Source organism: Azospirillum sp. B510 (genome assembly GCF_000010725.1).
In the GTDB taxonomy this organism is placed as follows: Bacteria; Pseudomonadota; Alphaproteobacteria; order Azospirillales; family Azospirillaceae; genus Azospirillum; species Azospirillum lipoferum_B.
The window spans coordinates 1,262,688-1,277,500 of the sequence record NC_013855.1 but is presented as its reverse complement, the minus strand read 5'-3'; the positions used below and the strand labels follow the sequence as shown (position 1 = coordinate 1,277,500).

Here is a 14,813-nt window from a genome sequence, read left to right as displayed (position 1 = left end):
GGTCCCCAAATCACGGCTAAGTGGGAAAGGATGTGGGAAGGCCATGACAACCAGGAGGTTGGCTTAGAAGCAGCCATCCTTTAAAGAAAGCGTAATAGCTCACTGGTCTAGTTAAGCCGGCCTGCGCCGAAAATGTATCGGGGCTCAAGCCGTGTACCGAAGCTGCGGATGTGATCTTTGATCACGTGGTAGCGGAGCGTTCCGTAAGCCTGCGAAGGGTGTCCGTGAGGCCGCCTGGAGGTATCGGAAGTGAGAATGCTGACATGAGTAGCGACAAACAGTGTGAGAAACACTGTCGCCGAAAGTCCAAGGGTTCCTGCGCAAGGTTAATCCACGCAGGGTGAGCCGGCCCCTAAGGCGAGGCCGAAAGGCGTAGTCGATGGGAACCACGTTAATATTCGTGGGCCTGGCGGAGGTGACGGATGGGAAAGCGTGTACGATCTTATCGGATTGATCGTGCTGTGGACCTGTTCCAGGAAACAGCCCCGCCATACAGACCGTACCCCAAACCGACACAGGTGGACTGGTAGAGTATACCCAGGCGCTTGAGAGAATGGTGTTGAAGGAACTCGGCAAATTGCCCTCGTAACTTCGGAAGAAGAGGGCCCCGTTTTGGCGCAAGCCAAGGCGGGGGGCACAGACCAGGGGGTAGCGACTGTTTACTAAAAACACAGGGCTCTGCGAAGCCACACAAGGCGACGTATAGGGTCTGACGCCTGCCCGGTGCCGGAAGGTTAAGAGGAGAGGTGCAAGCCTTGAATTGAAGCCCCGGTAAACGGCGGCCGTAACTATAACGGTCCTAAGGTAGCGAAATTCCTTGTCGGGTAAGTTCCGACCTGCACGAATGGCGTAACGACTTCCCCGCTGTCTCCAACACCAACTCAGCGAAATTGAACTCTCCGTGAAGATGCGGAGTTCCCGCGGTCAGACGGAAAGACCCCGTGCACCTTTACTACAGCTTTGCAGTGGTGCTAGGGACTTCATGTGTAGGATAGGTGGGAGGCTTGGAAGCCTGGGCGCCAGCCCGGGTGGAGCCAACCTTGAAATACCACCCTTGAAGTCTCTGGCATCTAACCGTGGCCCGTGATCCGGGTCCGGGACCCTGCATGGCGGGTAGTTTGACTGGGGCGGTCGCCTCCCAAAGTGTAACGGAGGCGCGCGATGGTGGGCTCAGAGCGGTCGGAAATCGCTCGTCGAGTGCAATGGCATAAGCCCGCCTGACTGCAAGACTGACAAGTCGAGCAGAGACGAAAGTCGGCCATAGTGATCCGGTGGCTCCACGTGGACGGGCCATCGCTCAACGGATAAAAGGTACGCCGGGGATAACAGGCTGATGACTCCCAAGAGTCCATATCGACGGAGTCGTTTGGCACCTCGATGTCGGCTCATCACATCCTGGGGCTGGAGCAGGTCCCAAGGGTTCGGCTGTTCGCCGATTAAAGTGGTACGTGAGCTGGGTTTAGAACGTCGTGAGACAGTTCGGTCCCTATCTGCCGTGGGTGTCGGAGTTTTGCGAGGATCTGTCCCTAGTACGAGAGGACCGGGATGGACATACCTCTGGTGCACCGGTTGTCACGCCAGTGGCATGGCCGGGTAGCTAAGTATGGACGGGATAACCGCTGAAAGCATCTAAGCGGGAAACCCACCTCTAAACCAGAGCTCCCTTGAGAGCCGTGACAGACCATCACGTCGATAGGAGGCATGTGGAAGGGCGGCGACGCCTGAAGCTAAGCCTTACTAATCGCTCGATCGGCTTGATCCCAACCCCACACAACCGCGCCATGCGCAGCAGCAAGTCTGCTTGACGCAAAAAAAGCCGGTTCGATACATCCTCTCAATCACTTGCACGTTCAAGCATATGCCTTGTTGGAAGGAGCGTCGGTCTTGTGCCTCGGTGACCTGGTGGTCATGGCGAGGTGTCAAACACCCGATCCCATCCCGAACTCGGCCGTGAAAAGCCTCCGCGCCAATGGTACTGCGTCTTAAGACGTGGGAGAGTAGGTCGCCGCCAGGTCGCTCAGGCACAAGAGACAATCTTTCCAAAAACAAGCCGCTTGCATCTTCACACTCAAAATCGAAAGGCCCCGCGCTCAATATGAGACGGGGCCTTTCGCTGTTGGCAGATCAGAAACGCGCCGGTAGGCGTTGCCTGTGTATGCATGCGGTGAGCTTGCTAGAGCTTCGAGTGGGTCACGACGTAACGTACGCCTCCGGTGAGTGCCGCCTTGGCAAAGTAGGGTCTGGCGTCTGATTTTTGCGTTGCGCGTCATTGCGCGGACGCAAACGAGTTGCAAACGTCATGTCTTACCAGCGTATCGAGGTTTTGACGGGCCGGGAGCGGCGGGGTAACGTCCAGAGGCGTGGTGGAAATTCGCTCATGAAGGATCGGGCTGGGGCCGGGCCCTCGAAGTGGCGTCCCTTAAAGTCCGACACGGCTTGGCTCCATCCAACCTCCAGCCATTTCGCCGCCGGCCGGCAAACTTTGAAACAGAGCCTCACCGGCCCAGTAGCGCGGCTCAACCTCAGCGGACGAGCTGGCGGCGGGCCAGTTCGGCGAAGAAGCCGTCCTGCGCCATGAGGTCGGCGAAGGACCCTTGTTCCACGATGCCGCCGCCGTCCAGCACGAAGATCCGGTGCATGTTCTGGATCGTGCTCAGGCGGTGCGCGATGACGATGCGCGTCATGTTCAGCCGATCCAGGCTGTGATTGACGATGGACTGCGTGTGGTTGTCCAGCGCGCTGGTGGCCTCGTCCAGCAGGAGGATTCGGGGCTTCCGGACCAGGGCGCGGGCGATCATCAGGCGCTGGCGCTGACCGCCCGACAGGGTGGATGCCCCTTCGGACAGCACGGTCTGCATGCCCATGGGCATCGACCGGATGTCCTGCTCCATGCCCGCGGCGCGCGCCGCTTCCCAGGCGTCGTCGAGGCTCAGCGGCGCGGAGCCCACGATGTTGTCGAACAGGCTGCCCTGCATGAGCCGCCCATTCTGCATGACCACGCCGATCTGGCGGCGCACGGCCGACAGATCAATGCCGAACAGGTCTTTTCCATCCAGATAGATTCCGCCGCTGTCCGGTCGCTCGAACCCCAGAAGCAGGCGGACGATGGTGGATTTGCCGGCGCCCGACGGGCCGACGAAGGCGACATATTCGCCTGGCTCGACGCTCCACGACAACTCCTTCAGCACGGGGGCCTGCTGCGCGCCGTACCGGAAGGTGACGTTGCGGAACGCGATGTCGCCGGTCAGCTCGCCCGGATCGTCGGCGTCCTCGCGGGTTTCGGGAACCGATTTCAGGATGGGCGACACCCGCTCGTAAAGCGGCACGATGGCAATCGTCGTCCCCAGAGCGCCCGTCATGGACATGAGTGCTGCGACGAACTGGCCGAAGGCGGAGTTGAAAGCGAGAAAGGAGCCGACATCCATCAAGGGAGCGCCGGGAACGGCATCGTCCGGCCGCTGGAGCAGCGTCATCACCGAAAGGAAGATCGCCATGGAGGCCAGGACGGGGAAGCACCCGGTCACCACCTGCTGGATCGCGCCCAGCCGACGCATCCCCAGAGCAATCGCCTTCTGCTCGGCCATCTCCCGCGCCCACAGCGCGAAGAGGCGCGGCTCGCTGGCGGAGTTGCGCAGCTTGCCGATGGCGCACACCATCTGAATCACCAGGCCCTCGATCCGGCCCATCCGCTCCATCATGGCGCGCTGGTGGGGCATCTGCGCCCAGGTCAGCAGCGCCGTGGCGAGCACCGCCACGAGCGCCAGCCCCACCGCGACCAGCGCCAGCCGCCAGCTGTACCAGAACAGCAAAGCGAAGGAGAACAGCGAGAAAACCGCGTCCAGCGCGGTGCTGGTGATCGAACTGGTCAGGATTTCGCGGATGGCGTTGACGCCGTTGGCGCGATCAGCCAGGTCGCCGGTCGAATAGGCGCGGAAAAACCTGGTGGGAAGGCGCAGCAGCCGGTCCCACACCGCCGCCTGAATCGAGGCGTCCATGCGCCCCTGGACCCGCAACGTGGCGAAGCCGCGCACCGTCTCGAACGCCGCCTGTCCCAGCGCCGCCATCACCAGCGCGCCGACGATCGCAAGGTGGGAGTCGATGTCCGACTTTGGGATCACGTCGGAGAACAGAACCCCGGTGACCATCGGCACCACCAACGCCAGAAGCCCGGACAGCAAGCCCATCGCAAGCAGCAGCCGGAAGTCCGGAACGAGACCGCGCGCCCCGAACCGGAGCACCTCGCGCACGGCGAGCGGACGATCGGGAAAGGGGCGGTAGAACACGTGGGCGTCGCCGGTGAGGGTCGCCGCGACCGCGTCGTCCACCGGCCGTCGCGTGCCTTCCAGCACATCCACCAGCTCATAGGACGAGGCGGAGAGCGGCAGCAGCGCCGCCGGCCGTGCTTCGTCCGGCCCCATCGTCACGAAGGCCAGCATGGGGCCGCCGTCGCGGCGATACCATCCGTTCTCCAGCCGGACCCGCCGCTGGTTGATCCGGGACTCCCGGGCGATCAGGCGCACCCGCTCGTCGATGGTCACCGACGAGCCGGCGTCGCGCAGCGGCTTCAGACGCACTCCGGCCGCATCGCCCACCAGACGGCAGGCGGCGAACAGCGGGTCGGTGGCGTCCGCGGCGATGGAGCCGCGCGCCAGCGCGGGCGACAGAACCTGGGCGATCTGCATGAGCCCGCCGCGGAAGGCGGCGTCGATCGCCTCCAGACGGCGAAGCGCGCGGTCCTGCGCCTGCGCCTTGCGGGCCAGCACATCGGTCCGCAGGGCCGGCATGAACAACCTGTGAAAGGCGTCCAGGCCGGGCCACAGATCGCCTTGGAACAGCAGGGTCGGCGTGTAGCGGACGGTGATGCGCGTCTTGCGCGCGATGGTGAGCCAAGTGCGGTCGGTGACGGGGACCGGCGAGGCGCCGGCCACCACGGGCAATTCGGGCCGGCCAAGATAGCGCAGGATGCCTTCCGACGCCGTCACCCAGATCACGTCCCCGCGCTGGGCCGACAGCCGCTTGCCGGGGCGGAACATCTGGTTGGGTTCGGCCTCCAGCAGAACGTCGGCGCGGCAGCCGTGCCCCCCGGCCAGAATGCCCGCCAGATGCGCCACCCAGCGGTCGATCCAGTCGACGATGACGATGTCGAAGTGGTCGCGCTCCAGATCGCTCCGCCACGCCTCGAACAGCTCGCTGCCCATGCAGGCGATGGCGCGGATCACCAGACGATCGCCGGGCGCGGCGGCTTCGGAGTTTTGAGTCGGCTCTGGGGCCGGCTCGTAGGAGACCGGCGCCATGCCGAACATCACCTCGCCATGTTGGACACGCGCCAGATGGTGCCCGGCGCCGGCGACGCGGCCGTCCACCACGCGCACGGCATAGAGATCGACATGCCCGTTGAGCACCAGCCAGACCCGGTCCGGATCGTCCATCAGGAACGGATTGTTGGATCCCACCTTGCGCCGAACCCCGTCGATCTTCGACAGAAGCTCCGCGTCGGGACCGGAAAAATCGGCGAGGGCCGGTTCCGTTTCGAACATCGTCGCCGCCCTCATTCAGCCTGGATCAGACGCCGATAAGGACCGTCCACATCCATCATTTCCTCGTGCGTGCCGCGCTGGACGATCTGGCCGCCTTCCAGAACGATGATCTCGTCGCAGTCCCGCACGGTGCTGAGACGATGAGCCACGATCAGACAGGTGCACCCGCGCCGGCGGACGTTGTCGTCGATCCGCTTCTCCACCAGCCCGTCCAGCGCGCTCGTCGCCTCGTCCAGCACCAGAATCGACGGGTCACCCGCCAGCGCCCGGGCGATTTCCAGCCGCTGGCGCTGGCCGCCGCTGAAGTTGGCGCCGCCCTCTTCGATCATCGCTGAGAAGCGGCCGGGCCGGGCGTCGATGATGTCCAGCATCTCCGCGTCGCGCAGGGCGGCGGCGACATCGCTTTCGCGGATCGTTGGATCCCACATCGCCACATTCTCGGTCACGCTGCCCCCGAACAGGAAAATCTCCTGATCGACCGAAGCGACCGACTGGGCGAACCGCTGGTGCGCGATCTCGTCCAGGGCGAGGTCATCGAACAGGATTTGCCCGGACCATGGCTGGTAAAGCCCGGTCACCAGCTTCGCCAGGGTCGATTTGCCGCTGCCCGATCCGCCGACGAGCGCGACGCGCTGCCCCGGCTCGATGGTCAGGCTGACGCCGTTCACCAGCGGCGGCTCCATCCGGTTGTAGCCGAAGACCACGTCGCGGATCTCGATCCGCCCGCTCAGCTTCGCCTGCACCGGCATCGCCCCGCCCGGCATTGCCCCGAGCGCCGCGCCGGTGTCCTTCAGCCGCTCCGCCGTCCGATACTGGAGAACGTCGTCCAGCCGGGACAGATCGCCCTTGATAGTCTGAAGGCTGCCGCCCAGCGACACCAGACCGGCGATCGGCTGATTGAAGCTGGCCAGCAGGCTCTGGAACGCAACGATGCCGCCGATGGTCATCGCCCCGTCCATGACCCGGAACCCGCCCAACCCCAGGATCACCGCGGTGCTCAGGCTCTCCAAAAGGGGAGGGACGGCGTTGAGCAGCGTCGACCATTTGGACAGCTGCTGCTGGGAATTCAGATAGTTGGCCTGCATCCCCGCCCAGCGCGCGAAGAAATCGTTCTCGGTCCCGGACGATTTCAGCGTCTCCACCATGACGATGCCGCCCACCGAGGCGGCGGCGAGCTGTCCCTGATGCTTCAGCAGCTTCTGGCTGCCATCCTCGCGCGCACGGCTGACCGCGCGCAGCACGATCAGGTTCAGCAGGGCCAGCGCGACGCCCACGACCGTCAGCGCCACGTCGAAGGACGCCATGACGATCGCGTAGAACACGATGCTGACCATGCCGACGAGGTTGGTGGCGAGTTGCCCGGACAGAAGCTGGGCGACGCGGTCGTTGGCCGCCACGCGGTTGCCGATGTCGCCGGGATGGCGCTGGCTGAAGAACTCGATGGGCAGGCGCAGCACATGCCAAAGGAAGTTCGACGACGAGGACAGCGACAGCTTGACCTCCAGCCGCGCCAATTGCATCTGCTGCAGGTAGGTCAGGATCGCGCGGGCGGCGGCGGTCAGCGCCATGCCGATCGCCAGCGGGGCCAGCCAGCCCTTCAGGCTCTGGGTCAGCACCGAATCGATGAAGACTTTGGAAAAGGCGGGGACCACCAGTCCCGGAACGACCAGCGCCAGCGTGCTGACCACCAGGAAGCTCAGCGCCGCCTCCGCCCCGCCCAGCCGGCGCAGCAGGTTGCCGGTCAGCGCGGGCTTCGTGCCGCCGGGGGTGAAGTCCGGCCCCTTCACGAACGCCAGACACACCCCGGTGAAGCCGCGGTCGAACTCCTCCACCGAGATCCGGCGCGGCCCGGAGGCGGGATCGTTCAACCAGACCCGGTTGCGTTTACGGTCGATTCCCTCGACCACCAGGAAATGGTTGAAGTTCCAGAACACGATCATCGGCGTGGGCAGCTCGACCAGTTGCTTGGTCTCGCGCTTGAACCCCTTGCATTCCAGGCCGTAGGCCCGCGCCGCCCGCAGGATGTTGGAGGCCTTGGAGCCGTCGCGCGACACGCCGCAGGCGACGCGCAGCACCTCCAGCGGAACCCGCCGCCCATGATGGGCCAGCAGCATGGACAGGCTGGCAGCACCGCATTCGGTCGCCTCCATTTGAAGGATGGTGGGGACGCGGCGGCGCCGGCCGCGGCAGCGCGCGCCGGCGTCGCGGATCGGATCGGGTCCGGTCTGGCCTTCCTTGGCGGCGTCGGTCATGGCGTCGTCACAACCCGGTCAACTGGCGCAGCATCGGGATCGCCAGCGTGATGGGCGCCTGTCGCCGCACGGTGACGTCGGCGGTGGCCATGGTGCCGCTGGTCAGCGCGATCCGGTTGCCCCGGCTGGACGACCAGCGGTATCCGCTGGCGGTGCCCGGATCGGTGGCGAGATCGACACGGACCAGGAAGGGCGGGCCGCTCCGGCTGAAGGAGCGCACCAACTCCGCATTGGACAGGATGGCCCGCATGCCCTCCGGCGTCATCGGGAAGTCGGACACGAAGGACACGACGCCGAGCAGCGTCCCGTCCTCCTCCCGCTGCGTGTTGGCGGGGGAGATCCGAACCTCCATGCCCGGCTTCAGCCGGTCGCCCTGGTTCTGGTCGGCGAACATCAGAAGCTGCAACCCGTTGCCCTGGGTCTCGATCGACAGGATGTTCTCGCCATGCTGGACCAGCGCGCCGGCGTTGGCCTGGATCTCGTTCACCCGGCCGGAGGCGGGAGCCCGGATGTCGGTCTGCATGCGGCGGGTCTCGCCGATCTGGGCGAGGCGGCGTTCGGCCTCGCCCAGCGCGTTCTCCGCGTCGCGCACGCGCTGGTCGGCGCGGAAGCGCAGGTCAAGCTCCTCGTTGTCGAGTTGGGCGATCTGGTTGGCGATCTCGGCCACCTCCTGGCTGGCCTGATTCCACGCCTGCCGGGTCTGAAGCACGGATTGCCGCGTCACCACCCGCTCCGTCAGCAACGCCTCCTCGTCGGCGAGCTTGCGGCCGAGCGCCTGTTCGCGTTGGCGCGCCGCCTCGCGGATGGTCGCCAGCGCCTTCCGGCGGCGTCCAAGGGCGGCGGTCTTCTGCTCAACCTCCGTCGCGGCGAAGGCGATCTGCCGGTCCACTTCATGGCGGCGTTCGGCCACCGTGTCCTCGGCGTTGCGGTGCTGCTGCTCCAGATCGTCATGGACGATGCGGGCGATCACCTGCCCCTCCTGAACCATGTCGCCGATCCGGGCGTTCAGCGCGCCGAGCCGGCCGGATCCCGGCGACAGGGTGGAATAGATGCGGCCGCCCGAATTGATCAGCAGGCCGGGACCGTTCACGTAGGTCGGGATGCTGCCGACGATCGACCAGACGACCGCCGCGGCGAGCAGCAGAACGACCGCGAGCAGCGCCACCCAGGAGGAGGGCTGGGTGATGCTGACCAGGCGGTCAAGCTGCTCGGGCGAGCCGAGACGGTCCAGCGCCACCTTGCGAAAGGGCGATTTCTCCTTGTCGGCCCCGCCGGTCAGGACGCTCATGCGCCTGCTCCCCCCTTGGATTGACGCATGGCGTCGTCGGCGGGCTCGCTGGTCGCGGCCTCCAGCCAGAGCCGGTACAGCGTCGCCGCGTCCATCCGGTTCGCCAGGGCGCGGATCGCCGCCGCCGCGTCCTCCAGATCGCCGGCCAGCGCCTCGGGAATGGCGTCAGGGTTCAGTGTTCGGCGGTCCAGTCCGGCCAGCCGGCGCCGCAGGGCCGGTTGCTGGACCAGCGCCGTCTCCAACCGGGGACGGACCAAATCCATCGGCGCCGTGGCGACCATCGCCATGGTCAGCGACAGGCTTGCCGTCACCGCCTGCGTGCGATGCCACATGCCCGCCGGCACATAGAGCAGATCGCCCGGCCGCAGGGTGATTTCCTGGAACGTACCTTCGTCCGGCCGTTCGTAGACCCCCCAGGGGGTTGTCAGACGCTTCAGTCCGGGCGGGAAGTTGAATCCCCGCGGCGGGTCGGGCACGCCGATGTCGCGCGACAGCCACCAGCGTTTCTCGCCTTCGAGATGAAGCACGACGACGGGATGATCGTCCACATGCAGCGCGAAGCCCTTCCCCGGCGGCGAACGGTAGGCGTTGAAATACACATGACCGGCAAGGCCCATCACGGAGCGGCAGGAGTTTATGAACCGCGCGCGGGGACCCTCGGTCGGAAGGACGCCGGTGCAGATTGTCATTCCGGCTTCCCACAGCCGCTTGACCTGCTCCGGTTGGATGGCCACATCGCAGTACCAGCCGCGCTCATCCAGGAACCCGGCCTTGATCGACCCGCAGCGCGGTTGCAGTTCGGCCAGCGTCGCGGAGTCCAGCAGGGTGGAAAACCGCCCCGGATCGCCAGCGACATGAAGGCTGCGGCGCCCCCAATAGTCCGCGAAGAACGTGTCGAGCGACACCGGACGCAATGAGTCGGGAAAGTCTTCGCACACCGTCACGCACCTCTGTCAAACCTGCATACTGAAAGCGATGGCAAGAGCGACGTCACCCGGCCCCGCCGCTCGCCCGCCTACCATTTGGCTCCCTTCGCGGTCAGATACGTGACACCTCCCGCCGAAGCGGCGGTGCCCACCATAGAGGCGATGCTGATGGTGATCGTGACGAGCGCGGTCGCTAAGGCATCCACGCCGCCCGCCACCTTCTCCAGATCCTCCTCCGACAGCTCGTCCAGGTCGATCCGCGGCTTGGCCGGGATGACGAAGTGAAGGGCCTCGGCGGTCTCCTCATGCGCGGTGATCTCCAGCGTCTCAGGCAGCTTGGTGCCGAGATGCTCCTCGAACATCGCCTTGGGGTCGGCCAGGAACTTCGCCTTGAAGGCGTCGTCGGACCAGGCGCGGGCGACGATCTTTGCCTCCAATTCGCGGCGGGTCATCGGGGCGGTCTGCGTGTCGTTCGTCATGGGCGTATAAGTCCATTGCGTCGAGCGGGACGACGGACAGTGTCGTTGCCGGCATCGGTGAATAAGGCAGAAGGCTGGCACGATGCGACCGTGCCCCGCTTGGATGTCGAAGCCGGCCATGCCTCTCGTTGCAGGAGGGGTGGCGAGCATTTTGCGAGGATGCCGAAAGCGGTTTTGGCGCTTGGCACCCGAACACTCGCCGAACAGGTTGTCACAACCACCCGCCCCGCCCCAAGGGCATGGACATCGGCCCAGCTACCATTTTGCACACACCCCCCTGATTCCACCGGCGGCGAGAACGGTCGCCACCGCCGAGAAGGCGGCACCGCCCACACCGGCCGAGATGATCGCGGTGACGGTGATCGTCGTCACGATGTCCACGCCGCCGGCCACCTTCTCCAGATCCTCGTCCGACAGCTCGTCCAGGTCGATCCGCGGCTTGGCCGGGATGACGAAGTGGATCGTGTCGGCGGTTTCCTCGTGCGCCGTCATCACCAGCGAGGCGGGTAGTTTGGTGCCCAGATGCTCCTCGAACATCGCCTTGGGGTCGGCCAGGAACTTCGCCTTGAAGTCGTCGTCCGACCAGGCGCGGGCGACGATCTTCGCCTCAAGGTCGCGGCGGGTCATCGGGGCGGACTGCGTTTGGTCTGTCATCGGCGGATGGGTCCATTGCGTTGAGCCGCAAGACAGACGGTGTCGTTGCCGGCTTCGGTGAAGAGGGGAGAAACGGCGGCCGACGATCGTTGCCGCGCTCTTGTCGGACGGGCGACGCGGCCGTGATCGATTCCACAAACGGCCAAGGCGCCCGGAGATTATGGGATCGGCCAGCCTACCATTTCCTCGTTCCGAGAATGGCAGCGGCGGGCGCCGTCACCAACGCCGACGCACTGGCGGTGATGATCGCGGTGGCGATGATCGACGTCACGAAATCCACGCCACCGGCCACCTTCTCCAGATCCTCGTCCGACAGCTCGTCGAGGTCGATCCGCGGCTTGGCCGGGATGACGAAGTGGATGGTGTCGGGAGTTTCCTCGTGCGCGGTCATCACCAGCGTCTCAGGCAGTTTGGTGCCCAGATGCTCCTCGAACATCGCCTTGGGATCGGCCAGGAACTTCGCCTTGAAGTCGTCGTCCGACCAGGCGCGGGCGACGATCTTCGCCTCCAACTCGCGGCGGCTCATCGGGGTGGGCTGCGTTTCATTTGTCATCGGCGCTCGAAGTCCTTTGTGTTAAGTATGCCGACTGGATTGTCCGTTGCCGGCATCGACCGGCCTACCAACTCCCTTTGTGGGTGGCGGCCATTGTGCCGCCGATATACGTGAACACTCCCGCCGTAACGGCGCTGGCCGCCAACCCAGTCACTAGTGTAAAGAGGGCGGTGCCGATGGCGGCCGTCGTAATGGCATCCACGCCGCCTGCCACCTTCTCCAGATCCTCGTCCGACAGCTCGTCCAGGTCGATCTGCGGCTTGGCCGGGATGACGAAGTGGATGGTGTCGGGAGTTTCCTCGTGCGCAGTCATCACCAGCGTTTCGGGGAGCTTGGTGCCCAGATGCTCCTCGAACATCGCCTTGGGGTCGGCCAGGAACTTCGCCTTGAAGTCGTCGTCCGACCAGGCGCGTGCGACGATCTTCGCCTCAAGGTCGCGACGGGTCATCGGGGCGGATTGCGTTTGGTCTGTCATGGGCGGATCAGTCCATTATCTTAAGCAGGGTGAACGGGTTGCTCGTTTTCCATACTGAGGACGACGAAAGAAACGGCGGGTGACGACCGTCGCCGCGCGCTCCTCAGAGGGGCAATGCGACCGCAGCCGATTCCAGCCGCCGCTGCCCCGGGGAGCCTGACCATTGACCAGCCTACCATTTTATCAAGCCCGCGGTGGCGGTGGCGGAAACAGCCACCGTTGCCGCCGCCGACAAGGCGGAGGCCATCACGGCGGTAAAGATCGTAACCGAGACATCGACGCCGCCGGCCACCTTCTCCAGATCCTCGTCCGACAGCTCGTCCAGATCGATTTGCGGCTTGGCCGGGATGACGAAGTGGATGGCGTCGGCGGTTTCCTCGTGCGCCGTCATCACCAGCGTTTCGGGGAGCTTGGTGCCCAGATGCTCCTCGAACATCGCCTTGGGGTCGGCGAGGAACTTCGCCTTGAACTCGTCGTCCGACCAGGCGCGGGCGACGATCTTCGCCTCCAGGTCGCGCCGGGTCATCGGGGCGGAAGATGGCGTTTGAGTTGTCATCGGCGGATCAATCCATTTCGTTGGGCAGGGCTGGTCAATCGACCCTTGCCTGCGTTGATGACGAAGAACGACGGCGGGCGCGATGCGTTGGCGCTCTGCGGCATAGTTGGCGGAAACAGCCCACGTTACTGTTGTCGCAAACGCGGTGGTGAAGGCAGAGAGGGGCACGGCGGAGAGGATCTCAACCGGAGCATCCACTCCGCGACATCCACGCCGCCCGCCACCTTCTCGAGATCCTCGTCCGACAGCTCGTCCAGATCGCTCCACGGCTTGGCCGGGATGACGAAGTGGAGGGCGTCGGCGGTTTCCTCATGCGCCGCTATCACCAGTGTTTCGGGGAGCCTGGTCCCCAAATGCTCCTCCAACATCGCCTTGGGGTCGGCCAGGAACTTCGCCTTGAAGTCCTCGTCCGACCAAGCGCGGGCGACGATCTTCGCCTCCAACTCGCGGCGGGTCATGGATGTGGACTGGGTTTGGTCTGTCATGAGCGGTACCGTCCATTGTCTTGAGCAGGGAGACCGGGTTGTGCGGCACCTGCGTCGACAGCGATGGGAAAAGCTGGCAGAAGGCGTCCTGCGCGACGATCAAAAGCGGGCTCGGGCAGCTTGGCGTACTAGCCGGGAAAATTCATGAGGGTTGGCGGGTGTAGCGGCATCCGTTGAGCGGCCGTAGGATTTGGGTGCTGACGCCAACTCCTGCCGTTTCCGGAGCGCCCACCCGCCATGGTTGATCATACCCTGCCGCTGCCCGGCCTGTCACCCGTTGCTGGAAAGCCGGTGATCGGGCGCTTTGATGGCGGCCGCCTGTCCTCCGATGGCGGGCTGCTGGTGCTGCGGGAGGTGGCGAAGCGGCTGCGGATTGCCGATCGGCTGGCCGCCTGTATTGAGGACCCGCGCGATCCAACGCGCACCGTGCATTCGCTGGCCGACATCATCGGCTTTCGCCTGCTGGCCATCGCGGCGGGCTACGAGGACGGCAACGACGCCGGCAGCCTACGCTCCGACCCGCTGTTCAAGATGGCCCTGGAACGCCTGCCGTCCGAGCGTGACCTTTGCTCGCAAGCCACCATCTCGCGCCTGGAGAACCTGCCGGATACCCGCGCACTGCTGCGCATGGGCCGAGCCATGGTCGATCTCTACTGCGCGTCCTTTCGCCAGGTGCCCAAGCGCATCGTGCTGGATGTAGACGACACCTTCGACACGGTGCATGGCGGTCAGCAGTTGCGCCTGTTCAACGCCCATTATGACGAGTACGGCTTCCAGCCCATCGTTGTCTTCGACGGCAACGGCCGCTTTGTCACCGCTGTGCTGCGCCCAGCCAAGCGGCCCAAGGGGACGGAGATCCGGACCTTCCTGCGTCGCCTGCTCCGCGCCATTCGGGCAAACTGGCCCAAGACCGAGATCCTGCTGCGCGCCGACGGCCATTACGCCTGCCCGGAGGTGCTGGACTGGTGCGAGGCGGAGGGGCTCGACTACGTGCTCGGTCTGCCGACCAGCAGCACACTGCGCCGTCACGTCACCACGCTGGAGGCCAGCACCGCGGCGCGCTTCCAGGCCATGCCCGGAGCCGACAAGGTGCGCCGCTTCAAGGAATTCTATGACGGGGCCAGCACCTGGAGCCGGGTCCGCCGCATCGTCGCGCGCGTCGAGGCAGGAGACCAGGGCACCGACAGCCGCTTCATCGTCACCAACCTACGCCACGGCACGGGTCGCTGGCTGTATGCCGGCCTGTATTGCGCGAGGGGACAGGCGGAAAATCATATAAAAGCCTGGAAATCCCACCTTGCCGCAGACCGGACCTCCTGCACCAAGGCGACGGCCAACCAGTTCCGCCTGTTCCTGCACGCCGGGGCGTACTGGCTGCTGTGGAGCCTGCGCTCGCTGATGCCGAAACGCTCCCGCTGGCGCACGGTGCAATTCGACACCTTGCGGCTGCGCTTGGTGAAGACCGCCGCGCGTATCGTGGAGATGAAGACGCAGATCAAGGTGCACCTGCCGACCAGCGCGCCTGATCAGGCGATCATCCACCTCGCCCTCGGCCGCATGCCCCGGCTCATCTGCTGAGCACCGGGGCAGCGTGCCCCAGCCGTCACC

11 protein-coding genes and 2 rRNA genes (1 of these 13 only partly in view) are annotated in these 14,813 nt (G+C 65.2%); 3 read left to right on the top strand and 10 right to left on the bottom strand.

Translation table 11 applies throughout. The features are described from left to right. Positions 1-1,762 (top strand): 23S ribosomal RNA (locus AZL_RS20600); it begins 983 nt to the left of the window's first position. Positions 1,763-1,898: 136 nt separating this feature from the next. After that, positions 1,899-2,014 (top strand): 5S ribosomal RNA (gene rrf / locus AZL_RS20595). Between the two features lie 508 nt (positions 2,015-2,522). Here rrf and AZL_RS20590 read toward each other — a convergent pair. The 10 genes from AZL_RS20590 to AZL_RS20545 all read right to left on the bottom strand — a co-directional run bounded on the left by AZL_RS20590 (position 2,523) and on the right by AZL_RS20545 (position 13,205). After that, a complete protein-coding gene (locus AZL_RS20590) occupies positions 2,523-5,537 on the bottom strand; it encodes an NHLP bacteriocin export ABC transporter permease/ATPase subunit (RefSeq protein WP_012976397.1) in 3,015 nt (1,004 codons plus the stop codon). 11 nt (positions 5,538-5,548) lie between these two features. Continuing rightward, the gene (locus tag AZL_RS20585) at positions 5,549-7,789 is read right to left on the bottom strand and encodes an NHLP family bacteriocin export ABC transporter peptidase/permease/ATPase subunit (RefSeq protein ID WP_012976396.1); all 2,241 of its coding nucleotides are present in this window, start codon (positions 7,787-7,789) and stop codon (positions 5,549-5,551) included. Between the two features lie 7 nt (positions 7,790-7,796). Next, a complete protein-coding gene (locus AZL_RS20580) occupies positions 7,797-9,077 on the bottom strand; it encodes an NHLP bacteriocin system secretion protein (RefSeq protein WP_012976395.1) in 1,281 nt (426 codons plus the stop codon). Beyond that, on the bottom strand, positions 9,074-10,015 hold the full coding sequence (locus tag AZL_RS20575) for a JmjC domain-containing protein (protein WP_148219512.1): 942 nt from the start codon (positions 10,013-10,015) through the stop codon (positions 9,074-9,076). The genes AZL_RS20580 and AZL_RS20575 overlap by 4 nt, the downstream gene beginning before the upstream one ends. Before the next feature lie 77 nt (positions 10,016-10,092). Next, positions 10,093-10,482 (bottom strand): NHLP leader peptide family RiPP precursor, encoded by a 390-nt coding sequence (locus AZL_RS20570; protein WP_052293721.1) that lies wholly within the window; start codon positions 10,480-10,482, stop codon positions 10,093-10,095. 255 nt (positions 10,483-10,737) lie between these two features. Further along, positions 10,738-11,136 carry an NHLP leader peptide family RiPP precursor gene (locus tag AZL_RS20565; protein ID WP_012976392.1) on the bottom strand — a complete coding sequence of 133 codons (399 nt, stop codon included), beginning with the start codon at positions 11,134-11,136 and terminating at the stop codon, positions 10,738-10,740. A gap of 175 nt (positions 11,137-11,311) precedes the next feature. Beyond that, positions 11,312-11,689 (bottom strand): NHLP leader peptide family RiPP precursor, encoded by a 378-nt coding sequence (locus AZL_RS20560; protein ID WP_012976391.1) that lies wholly within the window; start codon positions 11,687-11,689, stop codon positions 11,312-11,314. A gap of 64 nt (positions 11,690-11,753) precedes the next feature. Beyond that, positions 11,754-12,164, bottom strand: coding sequence for an NHLP leader peptide family RiPP precursor (locus AZL_RS20555; protein ID WP_012976390.1), 411 nt, complete (start codon positions 12,162-12,164; stop codon positions 11,754-11,756). A 172-nt stretch (positions 12,165-12,336) separates the two neighbouring features. Beyond that, entirely contained in the window at positions 12,337-12,720 is a 384-nt protein-coding gene (locus AZL_RS20550; protein ID WP_042444363.1) for an NHLP leader peptide family RiPP precursor, read from the bottom strand. 125 nt (positions 12,721-12,845) lie between these two features. Continuing rightward, positions 12,846-13,205, bottom strand: coding sequence for an NHLP leader peptide family RiPP precursor (locus AZL_RS20545; protein ID WP_012976388.1), 360 nt, complete (start codon positions 13,203-13,205; stop codon positions 12,846-12,848). Between the two features lie 237 nt (positions 13,206-13,442). Here AZL_RS20545 and AZL_RS20540 point away from each other — a divergent pair, with 237 nt between their 5' ends. After that, the gene (locus AZL_RS20540; RefSeq protein ID WP_012973088.1) at positions 13,443-14,783 is read left to right on the top strand and encodes an IS1380-like element ISAzs3 family transposase; all 1,341 of its coding nucleotides are present in this window, start codon (positions 13,443-13,445) and stop codon (positions 14,781-14,783) included. The last annotated feature ends 30 nt before the right edge of the window (positions 14,784-14,813 follow it).